Consider the following 23,616-nt stretch of genomic DNA (forward strand, 5'->3'; position numbering starts at 1 on the left):
GGCGGCGAGACCGATGGATTCGCGGATGCCGCGGCCGCGGCATCCGCTGCCGATGTCGTCGTGCTGGCACTCGGCGACCGCGCGGGTCTCTTCGGCCGCGGCACGAGCGGCGAGGGCTGCGATGTCGCCGACCTGACGCTGCCCGGTGCGCAGCAGGAGCTCATGGACGCCGTGCTCGCCGCCGGCGTGCCGACCGTCGTCACGCTGCTCTCCGGGCGGCCGTACGCGCTCGGCTCGGCGCCCGACACCGCGGCCGCGATCGTGCAGACGTTCTTCGCGGGCGAGGAGGGCACCGGCGCGATCGCCGGCGTGCTCAGCGGGCGCGTGAACCCCAGCGGGCGGCTTCCTGTCAGCATCCCCCGCGACCCGGGCGCGCAGCCGTCGACGTATCTCGCGTCGAAGCTCGCGCGGCGCAACGAGGTGTCGAACATCGACCCGACGCCGGCGTACGCGTTCGGACACGGCCTCGGCTACGCCCTGTCGGTGTGGTCGGACCCGCTGTCGACGGCCGACGAGATGACAGCCGACGGGTCGGTGACCGTATCGATCCACCTCGGCAACGCAGGTGACCGGGAATCGGTCGAGGTCGTGCAGCTCTACCTGCACGACCCCGTCGCCTCGACCGTGCGTCCGCTGCAGCGGCTGATCGCGTACGCCCGTGTGCCGCTCGGCCCCGGTGAGCGTGCGCGCGTGGCCTTCGATGTGCCGGCCGACCTCGTGGCGTTCACCGGAGCGGACGGCAGGCGCATCGTCGAGCCCGGTGAGGTCGTGCTGGGCTTCGGCCGCTCGAGCGCCGAGATCGTCGCGACCCGCTCCGTGCGCATCACCGGCGGAACCCGCGTCGTCGGTCACGACCGCGCGCTGCACGCGACCGTGTCGGTCACCCCCGACGCCTGATCCCCCCGGACGGGCTCGCAACCCGAGGCCGGATGCCGCTCGGCATCCGGCCTCGGGTCTTTCGGCGGGGGGCGGTTGGAGGGTGCTCCGGCTCCGCCTGCCGGCCGGAGCCGGGACGCCTACAGGATCAGGAGCGGCACCTTGGGAGACGTCGACCCGCGCACCAGGTCGGAGCCGGCGTACTCGGCCCACAGGCGGTGCACCCCGCGGTCGAGGCGGGGCAGCTGCACGGTGAGGGTGCCGCGGTGCTTCGCCTCCAGCGTCGCCGTTGCGACGGGCGTCGTGCCGTCGTAGACGGTCACCGTCCCGGTCGGGCGCTTCGTCGCCAGCACGATCACGGTGTACTTCACCTTCGACTTCTGCGTCGCGATGAGCGTGTGCGGCACACCCAGCACGACGGAGTCGACGCGGGTGTCGACCGGCGGCGCAGTCGGCTCGACGAGCCGCGCCACGCCCCAGCGGGCAGTGCTCTGGTACCCCGTGCCGGTGGGCTCGGCCCACGTGTGCACGGCGTACCGCGCTCCCGCGCGCCCGTCGTTGACCTGGAAGTCGATGCCGTGGAAGGTGCCGGCGCCGCCGAGCGGCACGTCGCTCTGACCGCCGGACTGCCCGATCAGCTCGATCGCCGCCTCGACGACGTAGCCGGTGCCGGTGCGCGCCGTGGCGCTGCCGATCACCCGCGCCTCCTGCTGCGCCGCGTTGCCCGTGCCGAACGACAGCGCGTTGTCGACCGTGATCCGGATCTGGGTGTCGTTCGGGCCGTATGCCCCGGCCTTGCTGTTGCCGAGATCGAGGAAGAGCTCGACCGAGTCCTGGTTCCACGGGTCGCTGTTGGTCGTGTCGATCTCGGGGTCGGTCACCTCGAACAGGGCGTACAGCGTGTTGCCCTGCCAGACGGTGCGGACGTCGGCCGTGGCTCCCGCGGCATTTCCCTCGACGAGGTTCGCCGTGGTCGCGACCGCGGCCTGCGCCCATGTCGCGTCGACGGCGCCGTCGATGGTCGGCGCGGCTGCTTCGGGCACCTCCAGGTACGACAGGGGTTCGAGCAGCGTCAGCCGCCCGAGCGCGCCCGGCGTGTTCCACGCGCCCGCGACGGCACCGCCCACGACGACGCGCACGTCGAACTCCTTCGAGGCGCCGGCCGCGGCATCCGTGTGGGGAAGGTGAACCACCGTGTAGCGGATGCCGTCCACCGACGTCGTGGCGCCGGCCGGCGAGCCTGCGGCACCCGGCTCGTACACGAGCTCGGCGCCGTCATAGGTGAACTCGATGCGCTCGTAGTCGACCGTCGTGCGCACGAGCACGGTGAGGTGATCGGCGTTCCAGCGGGTCTGGAACCCGCCGATGCCGCCGGTGAGCGCCTGCTCGGGAAGGTTGAGCCACTCGACGGCGTCGGCGAATCCGTCGTCGAGGGCGACGTCGCCCTCGAACACGTTCGCGGTGGTGATGAGCGGCGGAAGGTCGTCTTCGTCTCCCACCGCGCCGTAGTACGCGGGCTTGGCCTGCAGATCGCCGGTGAACAGCAGCGGCTGCTGGGCGGCGCGCCACGATCGCGTGTCGGTGAGCCCCCAGACAGTGACGGCGAAGAGCTTCTCGGATGCCGGAGCCCCGGCGTCGTACTCGCGGAAGAGCGCGAACGCGTCACGGTAGAAATGCCCCTGACGCACCCGGTTGGGCTCGTCCGCCGGGTTGATCGTCACGTCGAGCTCGGTCACCTCCTGGAGCAGCCCGAGTCCGGCGAACCGGTCGAGAGCCGCCTCGAGCGACGCGATGGTCGAGGTGATCGACAGGTGGAACTGGTGCCCCACTCCGTCCAGAGGCGTTCCGGCAGCCAGCATCCGCTTCACAAGAGCCTCATACTGGTCGCCCTTGCGGTCCTGCTCGGTGTTGTAGTCGTTGATGAAGAGCTTCACCGGGCGGTCTGCGTCCGCGGCGGCATACGTCTCGTTGAAGGCCTGGTCGGCGAGCTCGAACGCCAAGTGGATGTATTCCTCGCCGAGCACGTCGTGCCAGCGGCTCGTGCGCAGCCCGTCGGGGGTCTCCTGGTCGGCGATGACCTCGTTGACGACGTCCCACCCGACGACCGGGTTGGTGGGCGAGCCATAGTCGCCGTAGTCGTCGTGGATCGAGCGGGCGACCGCATCGATGTGCGCGGCGAGACGGTCGCGGAGGATCTGCTTGTCCGCCTCGGATGCCGTCAGCTCACGTCCGTCGGCATCCTGGAAGAACCACGCCGGTGTCTGCGAGTGCCAGAGCAGCACGTGTCCGTACACGCGCAGATCGTTCTGCTGGGCGAAGTCGAGCAGCGCCGTCGCCTGCGAATGCCGCGCGAACTGACCGTCTGCGTCGTACCAGGACTCGACCTTCATGTGGTTCTCGGGGGTCACCTGGTCGAAGTGGTGGAGAAGGAGATCGGATGCCGCGCCCGTCGTCTCGCGCTCGTCGATGGCCACGCCGACCGGGAAGTCGACGGTGTCCTTGATCGGCACGAGGCTCGTGTCGATCACCTCGGGCTCGGGCACCCGCACCGTCACCTGGTCGACCAGGAACGTGGAGGTGTTGCCGCTGTTGTAGCGGGCCTCGACGTAGAGCTCGGCGTTGGTGTCGTAGCCGGGAACGGTGAACTGCCCGGCGACCTTGGTCCAGCCGGTCGCGGTGGCATCCTCGATCTGGAAGAGGTTGCCGTACGAGATCGACGAGCCCGTCACGGTGCGCATCGACACGGTGAGTCCCTGCCCCGTCTCGGCTCCCGGCGCGAACCGCACGAAGGCCTCGAGCTCGTAGGTGCGGCCGGGAAGCAGCACGTCTCGGACGTCGATCTGGATGCCGTCGCCCTCGTGCACGCGGTCGGACACCTGCGCTGCGAAGGTCGTGCCGTCGGCGCCGCCCTCGACGACGCCGACGGTGACGCCGGCCGTGTCGGAGCCCTGGCGTGCGAACCAGTCGCCGAGCGCGCCGTCCTCGAAGTCCTCGTCGATGAGCACCGTGCCCGGTTCCTGGACCGGGCCTTCGCAGTCGTCGACCTGCGTCGTGATGACGACGTCGTCGACCAGGTACGTGTAGGCCGCGGCATCCGGCAGATCCGACGTGCCGATGTAGAGGCGCGTCGCCGCGGGGTCGTCCGATGCCGGCGCGACCCACGTGCCCGTGATGGTCGTCCAGGCGTCTGCGGTGACGGCGGCGTTGCCGATCCAGCTGTAGCCGGGGAAGCCCACCCAGCGCGCCTGCGTGGCCGGTGTGCCGTCGGCGAGCCGGATCGACGCGCTCGCCGTGTACGAGACGCCCGGTTCGAGCAGGCCGGGAACGGTCTCGATGCCGACATAGTCGGCGTTGCGTCCGTTGACGGCCATCGCGCCGTCGGCGAAGGTCAGCGTGCCGGTGCCGCCGCCGCTCTGGCGCAGCTCTGCCGGCAGCGCACCGGACGAGAAGTCGGTGCCCGCCACCGTGACGGTGGTCGGCTCGCAGTCGGCCGCGGCGGCCGAGGGAGCGCCGACCGCTGGGCCGGCGAGGGGGGAGACCACGAGTGCGGTCGCGGCGAGGAGGGCGGAGAAGGTGTGGGGGATGAGGCGTCTCACGGGGCGCTCCTTTGCGCTGGGGAGTGAGAATTTGTAGTCCTCGAAAACTAATCCCGCGCTTCTCGGGTCGAACCTCTCCGTTACGGAAACGTTACGAAACTCCAGCGGAACTTTCGGGCGCTGGGACGCGGGTGAGTGCGTCGGCGGCCGTCACGCGGCGCGCGGCGCCGTGCTGCCCCGCACGACCAGGTGGGTCGCGAGATCCATCCGCAGGGTGTCGGGCGTGACGCCGTCGGCGAGGCGCAGGGCGAGCCGCGTCGCCTCCTCGCCCATCCGCCGCAGCGGCTGATGCACCGTCGTCAGCTGCGGGCTCATCCAGCGGGAGAGGGCGATGTCGTCGTAGCCCACGACCGACAGGTCGTCGGGCACGCGAAGCCCCGCCGCAGAGCCCGCGGCGATCGCGCCCAGCGCCTGCAGGTCGCTCCCGGCGAAGATGGCGGTGGGCGGATCGGGCAGCGCGAGCAGTTCGGCGGCATGGCGCTCGCCACCCGCGGGGTGGAAGTCGCCGAACCGGATGAGCGCCGGGTCGATCGGCAGGCCGGCGGCGTTCATCGCGGAGCGGTAGCCGTCGACGCGAGCGAGCGAGCACATCATGTCTTCGGGGCCGGTGATGGCGGCGATCCGGCGGTGTCCGAGCTCGATCAGGTGCCGCGTGGCCATCAGTCCGCCCGACCAGTTGGCGGATCCGACCGAGGGCACCTCCGGCGACGGATCGCCCGCGGGGTCGACGATGACGAAGGGGATGCCGCGCGAGTGCAGCTTCTCGCGGTAGCGGGCCTCGATGTCGGAGAACACGAGGATCACCCCGACCGGACGCCGCCGGAGCACGCCGTCGATCCAGTCCGCGGAGGGCGCGTGGCGATCGCCGCTCACCGTCAGGACCACCGAGAGGTTCGCCGCGTGCGCGACCTCCTCGACGCCCTCGATGACCTCCATCGACCAGCTGGGCTCGAGCTCGTGGAACACCAGCTCGACGAAGTCGCTGCGCTGCGCGGAGTTGCGACGCGTGTATCCATGGCGGGCGAGGTGCTCCTCGAGACGGGCACGTGTCGCGGGCGCGACATCCGATCGTCCGTTGAGCACCTTCGACATCGTGGCGAGCGACACGCCGGCCTCGGCGGCGATGGCAGCGAGCGTGACGCGGGTCTCGGGCATGCGTCGATGGTAGCGCCTCGAAACTATCGGAGGTCGCAGGGGAGGGATTGCGGTGAAGGGCGCGTGAAGGGTGGACGCGGCATCCGATCTGGTATAGGTTGTCTTACGCAACAATTTCCCGCAAAGGAGCGTCATGCCCACCCCCACTCGCGACGACAAGTTCTCGTTCGGACTCTGGACCGTCGGCTACAACGGCACCGATCCCTTCGGCGGCCCGACCCGCCACCCGCTCGACGTCGTGCACGCGGTCGAGAAGCTCGCCGAACTCGGCGCCTACGGCCTCACTTTCCACGACGACGACCTCTTCGCCTTCGGCTCGACCGACGCCGAGCGCCAGAAGCAGATCGACCGGCTGAAGGGCGCGCTCGCCGAAACGGGCCTCATCGTGCCGATGGTGACCACCAACCTCTTCTCTGCGCCCGTGTTCAAGGACGGCGGCTTCACGGCCAACGATCGCGACGTGCGCCGCTTCGCGCTGCGCAAGGTGTTCCGCCAGCTCGACCTCGGTGCCGAGCTCGGCGCCAAGACGTTCGTGATGTGGGGCGGCCGCGAGGGCGCTGAGTACGACTCGGCCAAGGACATCCGCCAGGCCCTCGAGCGCTACCGCGAGGCCGTCAACCTCCTCGGCGACTACGTCACCGACAAGGGCTACGACATCCGCTTCGCCATCGAGCCCAAGCCGAACGAGCCCCGCGGTGACATCCTGCTGCCGACGCTCGGCCACGCGATCGCGTTCATCGACTCGCTCGAGCGCCCCGAGCTCGTGGGCCTCAACCCCGAGGTCGGGCACGAGCAGATGGCCGGGCTGAACTTCGCCGCCGGCATCGGCCAGGCGCTGTTCCACGGCAAGCTCTTCCACATCGACCTCAACGGCCAGCGCGGCATCAAGTACGACCAGGACCTCGTGTTCGGCCACGGCGACCTGCACAACGCGTTCGCACTCGTCGACCTGCTCGAGAACGGCGGTCCCGGCGGCGTCCCGGCCTACGACGGCCCCCGCCACTTCGACTACAAGCCCTCGCGCACCGAGGACGAGGTCGGCGTGTGGGAGTCCGCTGCCGCGAACATGCGTACGTACCTGCTGCTCAAGGAGCGCGCCGCGGCCTTCCGCGCCGACCCCGAGGTGCAGGAGGCGCTCGCCGCGGCCAAGGTCGACGAGCTCGCGACGCCGACGCTCAACCCGGGCGAGAGCTACGACGACTTCCTCGCCGACCGCTCCGCCTATGAGGACTTCGACGCGAGCGTCTACCTCGGCGGCAAGGGCGGCGGGTTCGTCCGCCTGCAGCAGCTCGCGACCGAGCACCTGCTCGGCGCCCGCTGACCCGCACCCTCTACCCATTCCGCGAGTGTCCACGACACGCCGTCCGGGTCGCCCCGCGACCGGCGTGTCGTGGACACTCGGCTGTTCGAAGGAGGACCGATGAGCCTGGTCATGGGAGTCGACTCGTCGACCCAGTCCTGCAAAGTCGTGATCACGGATGCCGCCACCGGCGCGATCGTGCGCCAGGGGCGCGCGTCGCACCCGGCCGGCACGGAGGTCGACCCCGCCGCGTGGTGGGAGGCGCTGCAGGCCGCGATCGCCGACGCGGGCGGCCTCACCGACGTCGAGGCGTGGGCCATCGGCGGCCAGCAGCACGGCATGGTCGTGCTCGACGAGGCCGGGCGGGTCATCCGTCCCGCGCTCCTGTGGAACGACACCCGCTCCGCGGGCGCCGCCGCCGACCTGATCGCGGAGTTCGGCGCCGAGGAGCTCGCGCGCCGCACGGGACTCGTGCCGGTGGCATCCTTCACCATCACGAAGCTGCGCTGGCTGCGCGATGCCGAGCCCGAGAACGCCGCGCACGTAGCCGCCGTCGCGCTTCCGCACGACTGGCTGACGTGGCGCCTGCGCGGGTTCGGTCCCGAGGGCGAGTCGCCGCGCGGACCGGTGCTGGACGAGCTCGTGACGGATCGATCGGATGCCTCGGGCACCGGCTACTGGAACCCCGAGACCGGCGGCTACGACCGCGACCTGCTGGCGGCAGGGCTCGGACACGACGCGGTGCTGCCGCGTGTGCTCGGCCCGGACGAGTGGGCCGAAGACGCCGACGGCCGACGGGTCGGCGGAGGTGCGGGAGACAACGCCGGCGCCGCACTCGGACTCGGCGCCAGACCGGGCGACGTCGTCGTCTCGATCGGCACGAGCGGCACCGTCTTCGCCGTCAGCGACGAGCGCACGATCGACCCGACGGGCACGGTCGCCGGCTTCGCCGACTGCACGGGAAGGTTCCTGCCGCTCGTCGCGACGCTCAACGCTGCGCGCGTGCTCGACGCGATCGGCGGCCTGCTGGGGGCGGACCACGCTGAGCTCTCACGTCTCGCCCTCGCTGCGCCCGCCGGCGCGCAGGGCCTCTCTCTCGTGCCGTACTTCGAGGGCGAGCGCACGCCGAACCTTCCCGACGCGACGGCCTCGCTCACCGGCATGACGCTCGCGTCGACCACTCGCGAGAACCTCGCACGCGCCGCCGTGGAAGGGATGCTCTCGGGCCTCGCCGCCGGCCTCGACGCCCTGCGCGATCTCGGTGTGCCGCTCGAGCGCGCGCTCCTCATCGGCGGGGGCGCACAGTCCGAGGCGGTGCGCACGATCGCGCCTCTCGTCCTCGGCCTCGCCGTCGAGGTGCCCGAGCCCGGAGAGTATGTGGCGCTGGGCGCCGCCCGCCAGGCCGCCTCGGTTCTCGCCGGCTGAGGGCGTTTCGTCTCGCTTCGCGAGGGTGCTCCGCGGAGGTTCGGGGCGTTTCGTCTCGCTTCGCTCGCTCAACGACCCGGGGGTGAGGTTCCGGGTCGTTGAGCGAGGGAGCGCAGCGACCGAGACGAAACGCGGTCGGGGTTCCGCGGAGGTTCGGGGCGTTTCGTCTCGCTTCGCTCGCTCAACGACCGCGGGGTGAGGTCCGGGGCGTTTCGTCTCGCTTCGCTCGCTCAACGACCGGGGGTGAGGTTCCGGGTCGTTGAGCGAGGGAGCGCAGCGACCGAGACGAAACGCGGTCGGGGTTCCGCGGAGGTCCGGGGCGTTTCGTCTCGCTTGGCTCGCTCAACGACCGGGTGCCAACGAGCGGCGCCGGGCCGGCTGGGACACAATGGTGCCGTGGCTGAGCGCAAGGACCTCGACGCGATCGCGGCCGAACTCTATGCGCTCCCGCCGTCGGAGTTCACGGCGGCCCGCAACGCGCGTGCCGGGATGGCCGACCGCTCCATCGCCGCGCAGGTGAAGGCGCTGCGCAAGCCCACCGTGGCCGCCTGGACGGTCAACCTCCTCGCGAGCGGCGGACAGCTCGGCGAGGCGCTCGAGCTGTCGGCGGCGCTGCGCGAGGCGCAGGAGGACCTCGACGCCGCCGAGCTCTCACGCCTCGGACGCCAGCGCCGCGCGCTGGTGGCCGCGCTCGCGACGCAGGCCGTCGGTCTCGCGAAGGACGCGGGCGTCGCCGTCAGCGCTGCGGCGCGCGACGACGTCGAGAAGACGATCAATGCGGCGGTGATGGATGCCGCGGCCGCCGCCGCCGTCATGACCGGCCGGCTCGTCACCCCGCTGGAGGCGGGCGCGTTCGAGGAGGCTGCCCTCGTCGACGCCGTCGGAGGATCCGTGCCCGGCGTCGCGGCCGCGCCGCGGCGGGACGATCTCGCCGAACGGCGCGCGCGCAAGGCGGCCGAGAAGGCCGCGCGCGAAGCGGAGCGCCTGGCGAACGAGGCCGAGCGCGAGCTCGCCCGCATCGACGCACAGCGCACGAAGCTCCAGGAGCGCGTCGATCACGTGTCCGAGCGCATCGACGACCTCCGCCGTGACCTCGAGCGGCTCGAAGACGAGCGGGCCAAAGCCCAGTCCGCGCTCGAGCAGGTCGAGGAGGAGCGGGGGGCTGCGGCATCCCGAGCGAAATCGGCGGCGAAGGACGCCGAACGCGCGCGGGACGCCCTGGAGGGCTGAGGCCGATCTCACAGGAGTCTCGTAGACGGCCTCCCTAGCGTGGGGAGCATGGCCAACCCGGCGCCCCTCGCGCGCGCATCGAGTTCCGACGACACTTCGATCACCGTCTCGGCGGCCGAGCTCCGCGAGATGCGCGACGAGTTCGAGCGCTTCCTCATGGAGTACCGCTTCGGGATGCAGGAGGTCGAGACGAAGCTCGGCATCCTGCGCGACGAGTTCCAGCTGGTACACGACTACAACCCCATCGAGCACGTCTCCAGCCGGGTGAAGTCGCCCGACAGCCTCGTCGAGAAGGTGCAGCGCAAGGGCATCGATCCGGACTTCGCCTCGATCCGCGAGCAGGTCACCGACATCGCCGGGGTGCGGGTCACGTGCAGCTTCGTCTCCGACGCCTACCGACTGTTCGACCTGCTCACGGCGCAGGACGACATCCGCCTGCTGACGGTGAAGGACTACATCGCGCAGCCGAAGCCCAACGGGTACAAGAGCCTGCACGCGATCGTCGAGGTGCCGGTGTTCCTCTCGAGCGGCCGGGTGGAAGTGCCCGTCGAGGTGCAGTTCCGCACGATCGCCATGGACTTCTGGGCCAGCCTCGAGCACAAGATCTACTACAAGTACGACACCAACGTGCCGGCCGAGCTGCTCGAGAGCCTCAAGGACGCCGCCGACACGGCCGCCGAGCTCGACCAGCGCATGGAGCGGCTGCACGGCGAGATCCGCGGCGGCCGTCCGTCCGTCGCGACGATCCGCCCGCGCTCCGCACGCCCGGCGCGCGCCATCGAGGCCTGAGCCGCAGCACTCGCCCCGTCGCTAGGGTGAGTCCGTGGACGACCTCGAGCCGACGCTGCTGATCATCCCGATCCTCGGTGTGCTCGCCCCGCTCGCCGCACGCGGCCTGGGCCGCTGGGTGCGCGTGCCCATCGTGGTGTTCGAGCTGCTGCTCGGCATCCTCGTCGGCCCCAGCGTGCTCGGTTGGGCGCAGCCGGATGCCTTCATCGACGTCCTCGCCGAGTTCGGCCTCGCCATGCTCTTCTTCGTCGCGGGGTCTGAGATCGAGTTCGCGGCATTCCGAGGCCGCACCGGCCGGCGCGCGTCGCTCGGCTGGCTGCTGAGCCTGGTCATCGGCGTCGGGCTGGCCTGGATCTTCGTTCCCGGCGAGGAAGCCGTGATCATCGGCATCGCCCTGAGCTCGACCGCGCTGGGCACGCTCCTGCCGATCCTGCGCGACGCCGGCGAGCTCAAGACGCCGTTCGGCAAGGCGATCGGCGCGATCGGCGCCGTCGGCGAGTTCGGGCCGCTCATCGCGATCTCGCTCTTCCTCGGGGGACGCAACCCCGGCATCTCGACGATCGTGCTCGTGCTCTTCGCCCTGCTGGCGGGCTTCGCGATCTGGCTCGCGATGCGCGTGCCGCGCGGTGCGATGCACGAGTTCGTCAACTCGACGCTCCACACCTCCGGTCAGTTCGCGATCCGCGTCGTGCTCGTGATCCTCTCGGGACTCATTGCGCTGAGCATCGTGCTCGACTTGGACATCCTGCTCGGCGCATTCGCGGCCGGCATCATCTGGCGCCTCCTCATGCGCGACGCCGCCGAGCCCGATCGCGAGGCCGTCGAGAGCAAGGTCGAGGCACTGGCGTTCGGGTTCCTCGTGCCGGTGTTCTTCATCTACACGGGCGTCACGTTCGACCTCGCGGCGCTGCTGGCGCAACCCGTGCTCTTCCTGCTGCTGCCGGTCGTGCTCGTCATGCTGCTGGTGGTGCGCGGCCTTCCGTCCATGCTCGCTGCTCCCGAGGGCGCCACGCGCCGGGACCGGATCTCGGTCGCGCTGCTGGGTGCGACGGCGCTGCCCATCATCGTCGCGGTCACCGCGATCGGCGTGGACGAGGGCATCCTCTCGACGGCGGCATCCGCGATGCTGGTCGGCGCCGGGATGCTCTCGGTGCTGCTCTTCCCGCTCGTGGCCATGACGATCCGCGGTGAGCGCCGCACCGGCGCGACCGTCCCGGCGCAGGACGACCTGGCGTGAGCATCGGACCCCTCCTCGACGCCGCCCGCGCACGCCTCGCCCTGGCGCCGCGCGAGGCGCTCGGCGAGCTCGTCGCACCGCGGCGGATCCTCGGGATCGGTCGCGCCCCGCGGATCGTCCGCGCCGGAACGGCATGGCACCTGGGGGCGTTGCTGCTCACCGAGGACGCGCTCCTCGCGACGGGTGAGATCCTCCGCGCCCGCAGCGAGGCCATCCGCGGCTACACCGCCGAATCGCAGCGTCGTCGCTCCGAACTGGCGGCGGCCGCACGCCGCGGCGGATTCGAAGAAGGCGAGACCTTCCACATCGGCTGGCGGATGCTGGATCCCTCAGCCCTCGATCGCGGCGAGGTCGCGGCATCCGATCCCCTCGCTCTCGTCGACGGCGTCGCGAGCATCCGCTGGAGCGCGGCGGGTGGCTTCATGCCCCTCGAGCGCTACCTCGACGAGCGCGTCGGCTTGCTGCTCGACCCGCCCGCCGGCGCCTGACGCCCGTAGGGGACCGTCCGGTGCCTGTCAACAGGGGTGGGCTGAGAGAGCGCGTTCCGTACCGTGGGGGGCATGGCCGCCAAGGATCTCACTCGCCAGATCGTCGTCATCAGCGCGTTCTGCTTCATGATCATCGCTGCGATGGTCGGCTCGGGTCTGTTCGGCGGCACCGCTGTCGAGGACCTGCAGGACGGAGCCCTCTCCTCCGAGGGCTCGTACCTCGCACCCGCCAGCACAGCGTTCTCGATCTGGTCCGTCATCTACGTCGGACTGTTCGCCTACACGGTCTGGCAGGCGTTCCCCCGGCAGCGCGAGCGCTCGCGTCAGCGGGCCATCGGATGGCTCGTCGCCGGGACGATGGTGCTCAACGGGCTCTGGCTGATCACGGCCCAGTTCCTCACTCTGCCGCTGACGGTGCTGTCCATCGTCCTGCTGCTGGCGCTGCTGTGCGTGACCTTCCGCACCACCATCACCAATCCCGGTCGTGGCGTGGTCGACGCGGTGCTCATCGACGGCGTGACCGGCCTGCACCTGGGCTGGGTCACCCTCGCCACCGTCGCGAACACGTCCGCCTGGCTGACGACGATCGCCCCCGCTGAGGCAGCGGACGCGGCCGCACTGTGGGGGATCGCGGTGCTCATCGTGGTCGGCGTGATCGGCGTGGCCATCGCCTGGGCGAGCGGCTGGCGCGTCGCACCCGGCCTGGCGATGTCGTGGGGCCTGGTCTGGATCGGCGTGGGCCGACTGGCGTCCGAGCCCGAGAGCACCCCCATCGGCATCACCGCGCTGGTGGTCGCAGCGGTCGTGCTGCTGGTGCCGCTGGCGGGCACGGCGCTGCACCGCGTCGCGGACGTGCGCAACGCCGAGGCGTGATCAGGCCGGGCCGAACCGCTGGGCGAACGCCCGCAGGAGCCGTACCGGCTCGGTGACGGATGCCGCGAGCACGCGCCCCGCGACGACCTCGTAGTCGTCCGCCTCGAAGTAGCCGTCGTCGCGGTACACCGCCATGCGCTCCGTGAACGCCTTCGTCGTCGGCTCGGGGTGGAACTGCGTCGCATATAGGCGGTCGCCCACGACATAGGCCTGGATCGGGCACGCGTCGTTCACCGCGAGCTGCGTCGCACCCGGAGGCGCGGTCGCCGTGCCCTCCTTGTGCGCGGTCAGAGCGGTGAAGCGGCTGGCGAGGCCGCCGAACAGCGGATCGCTCCGGCCGTCGGCGGTGAGCTCGATGGTCACAGGGCCGGTGTCTTCGGGGAAGGCGCGGCTCACCTCGCCGCCGAGCATGCGCGTGACGACCCCGATCCCGTAGCACGTGAAGAGCGCGGCCGGCCCGTCATGGCCGACGGAGCCGTCCGCCACGCGACGGGCGATGCGCTCGAGGTCGGCTTCGAGGCGCCGCTGCACGTCGGTCTTGGTGGACCCAGGGTCGGCGACGTTGAACGGGCTTCCGCCGACGACGAAGCCGCTGTAGCGGTCGAAGACGTCATCGGGCAGGGGTTCGCGCACGAGATCGAGGTGGCCGAGGGAGTGCTCGTCGAGCCTCATCGCGGTGCGGAACGACTCGTATTCGGCGGCTGCTGCACCCTGCTGCGGCCGCACGCACACGTAGAGCAGCGGCGCAGAGGTCATGCGCAGAATTCTAGGCGGCGGCCCCTCCGTCACGCGACGCGGAAGAAATCGTGCGACCCGATGTATCAGGAGACATCTATCGCTCTCGTCATAGTGTGGACACAATTGGCGTCATGACGCATGCGGACGCCGAGGCTGGGGCCTCGCCGCCGCCAGAGGATCCGCGCGATCTGGAATCGACGCACGGAGACACGGCGGAGACGACCGACAATGTCGAGCCGGCGCGATGGCAGCGCGCCGCCGACCTGTTCGTGCGCTGGCGCGAAGGCGACAGTCGCGCGATGGACGAGCTCGTCCGGCTCATGACACCGCCCCTGTGGCACGTCGTGCGCGCATACGGGCTCGACCACGCACTTGCTCAGGACGTCGTGCAGACGACGTGGCTGACGCTCGTGCGGCGTCACGAGACCATCCACGACGCGCAGGCCGTGTCGGGATGGCTCACGATGTGCGCGCGCCGTGAGGCGTGGCGCGTCGGAAAGCAGCAGCGCCGAGCCGACCCGACTGAGGCCGAAGCGCTCGAATCCCATCTGCCCGTCCACGAATCCGCCGAGCAGACGGCGACCACAGACGACGCCACCCGGCGCCTGTGGAATGCCGTCGCGACGCTCAACGAACGATGCCAGCGTCTGCTGCGGATCGTCGCGTTCGATGACCGGCCCGACTACGCGCACATCGCCGAGGATCTGGCGATGCCCATCGGATCCATCGGACCGACCCGCCAGCGCTGTCTCGCCAAGCTCCGGGCCGAACTCGAGGGCTCCGGATGGGGAGGAGATGACGATGGACACTGAGGACTTCGCCGCCGATGCGGCGCTTTTCGCACGAATGCGCGCGGTGTGGGAGGAAGTCGATCCCGTGCCGGCGGATCTGGTCGATCGGATGGTCGCCGCGGTGGCCGTCGAGGACCTGACCCGCGAGTACGCGCTGCTCACGCTCGTCGAGGAGTCGCTGGCCGCGGTGCGCGGCGAAGCCGACACCGCGACGCTGCAGTTCAGCGACGGCACGACGAGCGTGCTCCTTCACGTGAGCCTGACCGAAGGCGGCGGGCGCCGCGTCGACGGGTGGGTGGATGCCTCGGCCCTCGCCATCCGGCTGGTGCAGGGCGAGCGCGAATGGTCGGCCGAGCCCGGCGACCACGGCCGCTTCGCCTTCGAAGACGTCCCGCCGGGGGTGGCGCGGCTGCGCATGGTGGTCAAGGATTCGACCGGCGAGCTGCGCGACTTCCAGACACCGCAGTTCGAAGTGTGAGAATGCGGATGCCGCGGCTGGGGCCGCGCTCCGCCCGATGATCAAGGAGATCAATGGTTGACGAGAATCCGCCCCGGCGACCGCCGAACGAGACGTGGCGCTCCCGATACGAGGCGACGAAGCCGCTCGGAGTCGTGCTCGACCCGGCGGTCGAGCCGGAACCCGGCGTGCCGGCGTTCCCGACGGAGTACGCGCCCACGCACCTGCTGGTGAGTGCCGGAGAGGAGCTGCAGCGCATCCAGAGCGATCTGAACCAGGCTGCGCGCGCCTTCGGCTGGTCGGTGACGGTCCGACCTCTTCGCCGTCCCGAGGAGGAGGGCGAGGGTGAGATCGATCTCGCGGCGGCCGAGGAGCAGGCGCGAGCCGACCGCAGCGAGCGTCGCACCCCGCCGCTCTACCGCGCCGACATCTCGCAGGATCCGAAGGTCGACGTCGACGACCAGCCCGTGCCGCCGGTCGATGCGTGGAGGCTGCTGAAGGCGGCGCGTCAGAGGTTCCCGCTGGCGGACGAGGGCTCGCGCACCGCGCGGCAGCCGGGAGGCGCGGCGACCGCACCGCAGAGTGGCACGCTCCCGCGCGGGGTGGGGCTCGACCACGTCCTCGCGCTGGGGCCGTACGGCCGCACCAACCCCTACGGTCGGACGAACCCGTACGGTCGCACGAATCCCTATGGCCGCACGAACCCGTACGGTCGCACCAACGCGCCCGGTCCCGACGCATACGCCGAGCCGGGCAGCGGAGGCCGCGAGATCGTCACCTACATCGGGCCGGAGCCTGTGCGCACCGACGACGCCAAGGTGTCGGGGCGACGGCCTGTCGTCGCCGTCTTCGACACCGGGTGCGGCGAGCACGACTGGCTCGGCGGTTCGATCGTGACGCGCGATCCGAAGTCGCCGACGGGGCCGATCGGCGACCACGATCCCGACACGAACCCGGAGGTCTACCCCGATCAGTCGGGGCCGCTCGACGGGTTCCTCGACGATGCGGCCGGACACGGCACGTTCGTTGCGGGCGTGGTGCGTCAGGTCTGTCCCGACGCCGACATCATCGCGGTTCGCGTGGCGAACAGCCAGGGCGTGGTGCTCGAAGGCGAGTTCCTCGACGCGGTGCGGCGGCTGGTCGAGTGGATGCGCGACGGCAAGAAGATCGACGTCATGAACATCTCGCTGGGGTACTACCACGAGACCCCCGACGACGAGCTGTTCGACGCCACCCTCGGTGCGCTCCTCGAAGAAGCGCGCACGCTGGGCTGTGCCGTCGTGTGCTCTGCCGGCAACGATTCCACCGAGCGCCCGGCCTTCCCGGCGGCGCTGTGGCAGTTCCCGACGAAGCGTGACGACGCCGAGGCCCTCAAGAACGCCGCACCGCATGTGTCGGTCGGAGCACTGAACCCGAACAGCCGCACGATCGCGCTGTTCAGCAACGTGGGCGACTGGGTGAAGACCTACGCACCCGGCGTGTCCGTGTTCAGCACGTCGCCGGGCTTCCTCGGCGGCATCCAGGCGGGCACGCGCGACGATCTCTACGACCTGCCGGGCGTGACGCAGCCGCTGCCGCGCCAGAGCCTTGACCCCGACGACTGGCGGGGCGGGTTCGCGGTCTGGAGCGGCACGTCCTTCGCCGCTCCGTACATCGCGGGCAAGCTGGCCCAGGCGATCGCACCGGTCGTGATGGGCCCGGACCCGACGGCGACGGGCACGACGGGGGCGACGGCGAAGGCGCCCAGCGACGGAGAGATCAAGAAGCTGCTGCGCGAGGAAGCGAAGAAGTTGGAGTTCACGCCGAAGCTGTAGCCGCCAAGATAGGGGCATGACCGGTTCGGCGGACGCGTTGCACAGTGAGGCCGTGGACCTCGTCAACCGCGGCCGCTACGACGAGGCCGCAGACGTGCTCGACCGCGCCGACCGCGACGCCGGCGATGCGAACCTTCGCGCTCGCATCGCCGGCACGCGTGCCTACGTCCTCGCGCGGACCGGGCACGTCGGCGACGCCGAGCAGATCTGCCGCGACGCCATCGCCGAGCCGGGGCTCAGCGACCACACCGTCGCCATCCTCGCCGGTCAGCTCGGCGCCCTGGCCGAGGAAGCCGGTCGCCTCGCGGACGCGGAGCGCTGGCTCACGCGCGCGATCGAGGCGCTCATCCACGACCCGGTGGCCGAGGCGAACACGCGGGTGAACCGCAGCCTGGTGCGGATGCAGCACCGCCGCCTGGACGACGCCGAAGACGACCTGCGCGCTGCGGCCGCCGCATACGCCGCGGCCGGGATGCCCGTCGCCGAGGCGCAGGCGCGGCACAACCTCGGCTACGTCGCGATGCTGTCGGGCGACCTGGTCGGTGCGCTGCAGGCCATGGTCGCCGCGGCACCGCTCGCCGGCGACACCGCGGTCGGTGCTGCCGTGGGCGACCTGGACCGCGCCGAAGTGCTGCGCGATGCGGGTCAGACCTTCGAGGCGGAGGCAATCCTCGAACGCGTCGCGGCGACGTTCGGCGAGCTGGGGATGCCGCTGGATCGCGCCATGGCCGAGCTGCACCTGGCCCGATCGCTGCTGCACCATGCGCCCGAGCGCGCCTGTATCGTCGCGGCAGCCGCCTGTGCCGGATTCGAGGCCTTCGGCAACGAGGCCTGGCGCGTGCGCGCCGAGGGCGTGCGACTTCGAGCGCTGCTCGCACCGGAGCTGCCGTCCTCCGTCGAGCGTCCGTCCGCGGCGGAGGTGGCCGACGCGGTCGCCGCCCTTCAACGCCATCGATTCCTCAATGAAGCGGCCGCGCTGCGCCTGGCCGAAGACCTCGCGCTCGCCGAGCGGGGCGAGCCCTCCACCCGCCAGATCAGGCCGTCGGCCTCGGCGTCGATGGAGGTGCGCCTTCTCGCGCATCAGGCCCGGGCGGCACGTGCCCGCGCGGCGGGCAGGCCCGCCCTCGTGCGCCGGCACGCCGCGAACGGCCTCGACATGCTCACGGAATGGCAGCACTCCTTCGGCAGCCTCGACCTGCAGACGTCGTTCGGCATGCACGCGACAGGTCTCATCTTCACCGGACTGGGTTCGGCCGTCGAGTCGGGCCGGCCCGACGTGCTGTTCGAATGGTCGGAACGCGCACGGCACCTGAGCCAGCAGGTCACGCCCCTGCGGCCCCCGCCCGATCCCCGCCTTGCGGAAGAACTCGCCGAGCTGCGCATGATCCGTGCCGACGACCCCGGTGAGGAGTGGCTCTCCCGGCCGCGCGCGGCGGCCCTGCGAGAACGCGCGCGGGAGCGTCAGTGGTCGGCCACGGGCGCGGTCCAGGTGGAGCATCCGGCCACACTGGCGGAGCTGCGCAGCGCGCTCCCGCCGGACACCGCCCACATCGCCTACGTGTTCGCGAGGACTGCCCTCGTGGCCCTCGTTGTGACCGCCGACGGCGATCACGTCGTGCCCATCCGGCAGTGGGATCCCGACCTCCTCCTCGGCGGGCTCCGAGCCGATCTCGACATGGCGGCCTCGGTGCGCAGCGGGCCGATGGCCGCGGTCGTCCGTCGGTCGCTCGATGCGCGCTTGGACGAGCTGTCGAGGATCCTCCTGGCGGATGCGGTCGAGCGCGCCGGCCGTCGCAGGCTCGTGATCACGATCCCCGGCGTCCTCGGCGGCATCCCGTGGGCGATGCTGCCCGCGATGCGCGGCCACGCGTTCACCATGGCGTCGTCGGCGTCACGGTGGCTGCGCATGCGAGGCGAGACCCGACCCCACCGGCGCGTGGGCTTCGCCGTCGGACCCCGCGTCGCCCGCGGCGAGGAGGAGGTCGCCGCCGCCGCGGCGGCGTGGCCCGAGGCCGCCGTGCTGGGTGCGGACGAGGCATCCGTCGATCACGTCACCGACCTCGCGACGCGTGTCGATGTGCTCCACGTGGCGGCACACGGGCGCCACGCCGTCGACAACCCGTTGTTCTCGGGACTCGAGCTCGCCGACGGCACGCTGTTCGGCTACGACATCGACCTCATGCCCGATGTGCCCGACACCGTCGTCCTCTCGGCCTGCGAGGTCGGGCGATCTTCGGTGCGCTGGGGCGAGGAGGCGATCGGCATGACACGGATCTGGCTGCATGCCGGATCGCGCTGCGTGGTCGCCGCGCCGGTCATCGTGGCCGACGACGCCGCGTGCGAGCTGCTCGGCGCCATGCATGCCGGATTGGCGGCGGGTGCGCGACCGTCGGAGGCACTCGCCGACGCCGCCCAGAGCACCGGGATCGTGGCGCCGTTCCAGGTGCATGGCGCGGGCTTCTGACGATCGCCGAGAAATCTCGGCCGCGATGTATCAGGCGGTACGGGGCACGCTCTTCATCATTGGATCTGCTCATGCGCGACGGCAGTTGGGGATGCCGTCGCTGGGAGCGGGTGACCGCCTCTTGGGGAAAAGAGCGTCTGGGGACGTGGTCATTTGAGCAGAACCGACGGGGGATGTCGCAGAGACCCAGGTCGGCGACATCCCCCGGACTTCTGTCCGCTCAGCCGCGCGACGAGTTCGCCGTGCGCCCGCGGACGATGCCGACGAAGGCGTCGACCGCCGGAGTCGTGCGGTCGGCGACCCACGCGAGCGCCACGGTCGAGGTCGGGCCGTCGCGCAGCGGACGGTGCTCGACGTCCTTGCGCTGGTGGAGCCGGGCGAGCGACATCGGCACGACGACCACGCCCACCCCGGCGGCGACGGTCGCGATCGCCTCGGCGGTGTCGGCCGGGGGAGCGAACGCGGGTGCGACAGCATCGGGGACCCGGATGCCGAGCACGTCGTCGCGCGCCGCGATGACCACCTCGCCCCCGAGGTCTTCCAGCCCCAGATCGTCGGCCGCGGTCAGGTGCGAGTCCGCCCCCACCACGACGACGGGCGTCTCGTCGTAGAGCGCGATCACATGGAGGCCGTCGCGCTCGATGGGCAGACGCACGAGCGCGGCATCCACCTCGCCGTCGATCAGGGCACGGCGCTGGTCGGACACCTCGAGCGGCACCAGCTCGAGCTCGACCTCGGGCAGGCGGTCGCGCCACGCCGAGATCCATTTGCCGGGCGTCGCACCCGGGATCGCGCCCAGTCTGAAGGGCCCGGTGATCGGCGGCTCGGCGGGGGCCTCGGGTTTCGGGGCCGGCGGCGTCTTGGCGCGCGGCCGGGAGCCGGCCCTGCCTCCGGAGGGACCGGGCTTGGCGCCTTTGCCGCTGCGGCGGGGCGAGGCATCCCGTCCTGACTTGCCCGGTCGCGCGTGCGACCCTCCGCTGCGTGCCATGTGGTTCAGCGTAGCCGGGCGCTATCGTTCGCTCATGGTCGCGATCCTCGCCACGGTCTTCGCCGCGCTGGCTGCCCTCCTCCACGTCTACATCTTCGTGATGGAGAGCGTGCAGTGGACGCAGCCGAAGACCTGGAAGCGGTTCGGCGTCGCCGACCAGGCCGCCGCCGAGATCACCAAGCCGATGGCCTACAACCAGGGCTTCTACAACCTCTTCCTCGCCGTCGGCACGGCGATCGGCCTGGTGCTGTTCCTGTCAGGATCCGACGACTCGGCGCTGCGCGCCGCCGGGCTCGCGCTCGTGCTGTTCAGCCTCGGATCGATGGTCGCGGCATCCCTCGTCCTGCTGACCACGGGAATGAAGTACCTGCGAGCCGCACTGACTCAGGGCACGCTGCCGCTCATCGGCTTCGTGCTGTTCCTGTTCGCCTGAGTGGCCCGCCGGCTCAGCCGCACGCGGCCCATCTGCCGGCTCCGGATGCCTCGGCCTGCCCCTGCGCGTCCGTGAGCAGGTCGTAGAACGCGTCGTTCGATCCGACCCGGATCGCCTCGGCGTCTCCGGCCGCGACGAGCTCGTGGTTGATGAAGCGGCCGTCGTCCGACCAGAGGTTGAAGAGGTAGCGGCCGTAGCGGTCCGACGTCTCGGCGTCGGGCGCCGCCCACACCGTCGCGCCCTCCGGCAGGAGTGCGCGCAGATGCGTGCGGGCCTCGTCGGCCCAGCACTCGGGCGTCGGTGTCCCCTCGGGGGTGTCGATGCCGATGAGGCGGATGCGGATGGCGTCCGAGGTCGTGACGAGTTCGTTCGGCTGCTGCATCCGTGCCTCGATCGTGTCGCCGTCGAAGACGTAGTCGACGGTGAGCGGAAAGGCGTCCGCGGGGCGCGGCGGGATGCCGCTGGCGAGAGGCCCCTCCGTGCCCGGTGAGGACGCGGGCTCAGCCGGCGCGTCGAAGGCGCCGACGCTCAGAAACAACCACAGCGCGAGGGCGACGCCGACCGCGAGGACCAGGAGCGATCCGAGCACGACCGCGAGCGCCGTGACGAACCCCTTCATGCCCGCCACGATAGCGGTCGTCCGCGAGTTGCCGGTTGCGGCGGGTTGGCGCGCCGGTCAACGCACGCGAACCGGCAACTCGGCGGGGGTGTCAGGCCGCGAGGCGCAGCCCGCGCTGGTCGGTGGCGACGCGCTCGCCGTCACCGATGGTCTCGTCGTCGCCGATGAGGGATCCGACGGCCACACGGGCCTCGCTGCCGACGTGCGTGCGGACGCCGATCTTGGCTCCGGCGCCGATCGCGGCTCCGGGACCGATGTGGGCGTGGGGCGCGATGTCGGCGTCGGGGCCGATCACGGCGTCGGACTCCACCCATGCGCCGCGGCCGACGTGCGCGCCTGCGGCGATCTGAACCCCCGGTTCGACATATGCCCCCGCTTCGACGATGGCGCTCGGGTGCACCTTGGCGCCGTGCGCGATGAGTCCGCGACCGTTGACGTGCTTGCGGTAACGCAGCGTCTCGCCCCGGTCGTTCTCGATGTCGACGTAGTTCTTGCCCACAGTCCCCTCCTGCAGCACCGGATCGTGCTGAGTACAGGAATAACGACGAACCTCTTCGATTCATTCCCGTGCATCCGCTCTGGCGGGTGCTGAAGTTGTTCGTCGCCCTGTACCAATCGGATTCCACAGCAATCAGGTGGGGAATACCTCCCTCTTGATTTTTCGGCGTCGATGGGGGTACGCGAGAGATGTACGTGGGCCGGCTCAGGCGCCTCCTTCTTGATGAGACCAGAAAGCGGTCGGGAAGGAGCGGGAGCGATGATCGCCGATCCGCACGACGCCCGCACCTGGACCGTCCTGAGCCAGGCCTCGCGGGCCGAGCTGGTCATGCTCACGATCCTCAGCTGGCTGAACCTGCGGGGCTCTCGCCGCACGCTGTGATCCCGGTGGGCGCGGCGTCAGCGGGCGTGCGCGTCGGCGTGCGACAGGGCGCGGTCGATCACGTCCAGCCCGCGCACCAGGTCGCCCTCCGAGATGACCAGCGGCGGAGCGACGTGAACGCGGTTGAAGTGCGTGAACGGCCAGACGCCGTCGCGCTTGCACGCCGCCGCGACCGCGGCGACGGGCGCGGCATCCGCTCCACTCGCGTTGAACGGCACGAGCGGCTCGCGAGTCTCGCGGTCGCGCACGAGCTCGATGGCCCAGAAGAGTCCCATGCCGCGGACGTCGCCGACGGACGGATGCCGGGCGGCCAGGTCGCGCAGACGGGGCTCGACGACGCGCGAACCCAGGTCGCGGACGCGAGCGAGGATGCCGTCGCGCTCGAAGACCTCGAACGTCGCGACGCCCGCCGCGCAGGCGAGGGGGTGTCCGGAGTAGGTGAGTCCGCCGGGGAAGGCCAGCGTGTCGAAGTGCGCGGCGATGCGGTCCGAGATCACCACGCCGCCGAGCGGCACGTAGCCCGAATTCACGCCCTTCGCGAAGGTGATGAGGTCGGGCACGACGTCGAAGGCCTGGAACGCGAACCACTCGCCGACGCGCCCGAAACCGACCATGACCTCGTCGGCGATGTACACGATGCCGAACCGGTCGCACAGCGCGCGCACGCCCGCGAGGTAGCCGGGCGGCGGCACGAGCACGCCGTTCGTGCCGACGATGGTCTCGATGACGATGGCCGCGATCGTCGACGCGCCCTCGAGCACGATGGTCTGCTCGAGGTGCTCGAGTGCGCGCTGGGCCTCTTCCTCGGGCGTCGCCGAGTGGAACGCCGAGCGGTAGGGGTAGGGGCCGAAGAACTTGGCCACCGAGCCGTCGGCGGGCTCGTTGGGCCACCGCCGCGGGTCGCCCGTCAGCGCGATCGCCGTGGACGTGTTGCCGTGGTAGCTGCGGTACATCGACAGCACCTTGCGGCGACCGGTGACGAGCCGCGCCATGCGCACGGCGTTCTCGTTCGCGTCGGCTCCGCCGTTGGTGAAGAACACCTTCTCCATGCCGTCGGGAGCGACGTCGGAGATACGCCGGGCGAGCTCGCCGCGCACGTCGTTCGCCATCGACGGCTGGATGGTCGCGAGGCGGCCGGCCTGCCGCTGGATCGCGTCGACGAGATCCGGATGCTGGTGCCCGAGGTTGAGGTTCACCAGCTGCGAGCTGAAGTCGAGGTAGGCGTTGCCGCGGAAGTCCCAGAAGGTCGAGCCGGCGCCCGCGGCGATCGGCAGCGGATCGATCACCGCCTGCGCACTCCAGGAATGGAAGACATGTGCTCGGTCGTCGGCGCGGACGCGGGCGTCGGCCTCGGGATCGGGCAGGGAGTGAGCGGCGCCAGTGCGGTCGGTGTAGGTCGCGGCGCGGGAGAGCGTGTCGGTCATGGCGGGCTCCCGGAAAGCTCCCGGACAGATCGACCGGGG

Annotated in this window: 21 protein-coding genes; 14 read left to right on the forward strand and 7 right to left on the reverse strand. The window is 71.1% G+C overall.

What is annotated here, in order from left to right:
- A partial coding sequence (locus JX005_RS14560) for a glycoside hydrolase family 3 C-terminal domain-containing protein (protein WP_214468321.1) occupies positions 1 to 897 on the forward strand: 897 nt, incomplete at its 5' end.
- Between the two features lie 119 nt (positions 898 to 1,016).
- On the opposite strand, the gene JX005_RS14565 is transcribed toward JX005_RS14560, so the two are convergent.
- Positions 1,017 to 4,472, reverse strand: a complete 3,456-nt coding sequence (locus tag JX005_RS14565) for an endo-1,4-beta-xylanase (RefSeq protein WP_214468322.1) — start codon at positions 4,470 to 4,472, stop codon at positions 1,017 to 1,019.
- A gap of 150 nt (positions 4,473 to 4,622) precedes the next feature.
- The gene (locus tag JX005_RS14570; protein WP_214468323.1) at positions 4,623 to 5,627 is read right to left on the reverse strand and encodes a LacI family DNA-binding transcriptional regulator; all 1,005 of its coding nucleotides are present in this window, start codon (positions 5,625 to 5,627) and stop codon (positions 4,623 to 4,625) included.
- A gap of 133 nt (positions 5,628 to 5,760) precedes the next feature.
- Between JX005_RS14570 and xylA the strand changes: the two genes are divergently transcribed.
- The 7 genes from xylA (at position 5,761) to JX005_RS14605 (ending at position 12,969) form a co-directional block, all read left to right on the forward strand.
- Positions 5,761 to 6,948 carry a xylose isomerase gene (gene xylA / locus JX005_RS14575; RefSeq protein ID WP_214468324.1) on the forward strand — a complete coding sequence of 396 codons (1,188 nt, stop codon included), beginning with the start codon at positions 5,761 to 5,763 and terminating at the stop codon, positions 6,946 to 6,948.
- A 99-nt stretch (positions 6,949 to 7,047) separates the two neighbouring features.
- Positions 7,048 to 8,352, forward strand: a complete 1,305-nt coding sequence (gene xylB, locus JX005_RS14580) for a xylulokinase (RefSeq protein WP_214468325.1) — start codon at positions 7,048 to 7,050, stop codon at positions 8,350 to 8,352.
- Between the two features lie 396 nt (positions 8,353 to 8,748).
- Positions 8,749 to 9,582 (forward strand): transposase, encoded by an 834-nt coding sequence (locus tag JX005_RS14585; RefSeq protein ID WP_214468326.1) that lies wholly within the window; start codon positions 8,749 to 8,751, stop codon positions 9,580 to 9,582.
- 48 nt (positions 9,583 to 9,630) lie between these two features.
- Positions 9,631 to 10,371, forward strand: a complete 741-nt coding sequence (locus tag JX005_RS14590; RefSeq protein ID WP_214468327.1) for a GTP pyrophosphokinase — start codon at positions 9,631 to 9,633, stop codon at positions 10,369 to 10,371.
- A 34-nt stretch (positions 10,372 to 10,405) separates the two neighbouring features.
- Complete coding sequence (locus tag JX005_RS14595; RefSeq protein WP_214468328.1) at positions 10,406 to 11,608, forward strand: cation:proton antiporter; 1,203 nt, start codon at positions 10,406 to 10,408, stop codon at positions 11,606 to 11,608.
- Positions 11,605 to 12,096, forward strand: coding sequence for a glutaminase (locus tag JX005_RS14600; RefSeq protein WP_214468329.1), 492 nt, complete (start codon positions 11,605 to 11,607; stop codon positions 12,094 to 12,096). The genes JX005_RS14595 and JX005_RS14600 overlap by 4 nt, the downstream gene beginning before the upstream one ends.
- 72 nt (positions 12,097 to 12,168) lie before the next feature.
- The gene (locus tag JX005_RS14605; protein ID WP_214468330.1) at positions 12,169 to 12,969 is read left to right on the forward strand and encodes a TspO-related membrane protein; all 801 of its coding nucleotides are present in this window, start codon (positions 12,169 to 12,171) and stop codon (positions 12,967 to 12,969) included.
- On the opposite strand, the gene JX005_RS14610 is transcribed toward JX005_RS14605, so the two are convergent.
- The gene (locus JX005_RS14610) at positions 12,970 to 13,725 is read right to left on the reverse strand and encodes a glutamine amidotransferase-related protein (protein WP_214468331.1); all 756 of its coding nucleotides are present in this window, start codon (positions 13,723 to 13,725) and stop codon (positions 12,970 to 12,972) included.
- A gap of 113 nt (positions 13,726 to 13,838) precedes the next feature.
- On the opposite strand from JX005_RS14610, the gene JX005_RS14615 reads away from it, so the two are divergent.
- Genes JX005_RS14615 through JX005_RS14630 form a run of 4 tightly spaced genes read left to right on the forward strand, consistent with a single transcriptional unit; the run spans position 13,839 to position 19,233 of the window.
- The gene (locus JX005_RS14615; protein ID WP_214468332.1) at positions 13,839 to 14,519 is read left to right on the forward strand and encodes an RNA polymerase sigma factor; all 681 of its coding nucleotides are present in this window, start codon (positions 13,839 to 13,841) and stop codon (positions 14,517 to 14,519) included.
- On the forward strand, positions 14,509 to 14,976 hold the full coding sequence (locus JX005_RS14620; protein WP_246534030.1) for a hypothetical protein: 468 nt from the start codon (positions 14,509 to 14,511) through the stop codon (positions 14,974 to 14,976). The genes JX005_RS14615 and JX005_RS14620 overlap by 11 nt, the downstream gene beginning before the upstream one ends.
- 53 nt (positions 14,977 to 15,029) lie before the next feature.
- Positions 15,030 to 16,769 carry a S8 family peptidase gene (locus JX005_RS14625; RefSeq protein WP_214468334.1) on the forward strand — a complete coding sequence of 580 codons (1,740 nt, stop codon included), beginning with the start codon at positions 15,030 to 15,032 and terminating at the stop codon, positions 16,767 to 16,769.
- A 16-nt stretch (positions 16,770 to 16,785) separates the two neighbouring features.
- Positions 16,786 to 19,233, forward strand: a complete 2,448-nt coding sequence (locus JX005_RS14630) for a CHAT domain-containing protein (protein ID WP_214468335.1) — start codon at positions 16,786 to 16,788, stop codon at positions 19,231 to 19,233.
- Between the two features lie 220 nt (positions 19,234 to 19,453).
- Here JX005_RS14630 and JX005_RS14635 read toward each other — a convergent pair whose 3' ends face one another.
- Positions 19,454 to 20,221: a LysR substrate-binding domain-containing protein gene (locus JX005_RS14635; protein ID WP_214468336.1), complete on the reverse strand. Its 768-nt coding sequence runs from the start codon at positions 20,219 to 20,221 to the stop codon at positions 19,454 to 19,456.
- A 34-nt stretch (positions 20,222 to 20,255) separates the two neighbouring features.
- Here JX005_RS14635 and JX005_RS14640 point away from each other — a divergent pair, with 34 nt between their 5' ends.
- On the forward strand, positions 20,256 to 20,654 hold the full coding sequence (locus JX005_RS14640) for a DUF1304 domain-containing protein (protein ID WP_214468337.1): 399 nt from the start codon (positions 20,256 to 20,258) through the stop codon (positions 20,652 to 20,654).
- Positions 20,655 to 20,667: 13 nt separating this feature from the next.
- Here JX005_RS14640 and JX005_RS14645 read toward each other — a convergent pair whose 3' ends face one another.
- Positions 20,668 to 21,273: a thermonuclease family protein gene (locus tag JX005_RS14645; RefSeq protein ID WP_214468338.1), complete on the reverse strand. Its 606-nt coding sequence runs from the start codon at positions 21,271 to 21,273 to the stop codon at positions 20,668 to 20,670.
- A gap of 91 nt (positions 21,274 to 21,364) precedes the next feature.
- The gene (locus tag JX005_RS14650) at positions 21,365 to 21,772 is read right to left on the reverse strand and encodes an LbetaH domain-containing protein (RefSeq protein ID WP_214468339.1); all 408 of its coding nucleotides are present in this window, start codon (positions 21,770 to 21,772) and stop codon (positions 21,365 to 21,367) included.
- A gap of 258 nt (positions 21,773 to 22,030) precedes the next feature.
- Between JX005_RS14650 and JX005_RS16310 the strand changes: the two genes are divergently transcribed.
- On the forward strand, positions 22,031 to 22,153 hold the full coding sequence (locus JX005_RS16310; protein ID WP_281422076.1) for a hypothetical protein: 123 nt from the start codon (positions 22,031 to 22,033) through the stop codon (positions 22,151 to 22,153).
- A gap of 17 nt (positions 22,154 to 22,170) precedes the next feature.
- Here the strand turns inward: JX005_RS16310 and JX005_RS14655 are convergent, their stop codons facing one another.
- A complete protein-coding gene (locus tag JX005_RS14655) occupies positions 22,171 to 23,577 on the reverse strand; it encodes an aspartate aminotransferase family protein (protein ID WP_214468340.1) in 1,407 nt (468 codons plus the stop codon).
- Positions 23,578 to 23,616: the final 39 nt, after the last annotated feature.

Source organism: Microbacterium flavescens, from assembly GCF_018588945.1.
GTDB lineage: Bacteria > Actinomycetota > Actinomycetes > Actinomycetales > Microbacteriaceae > Microbacterium > Microbacterium flavescens.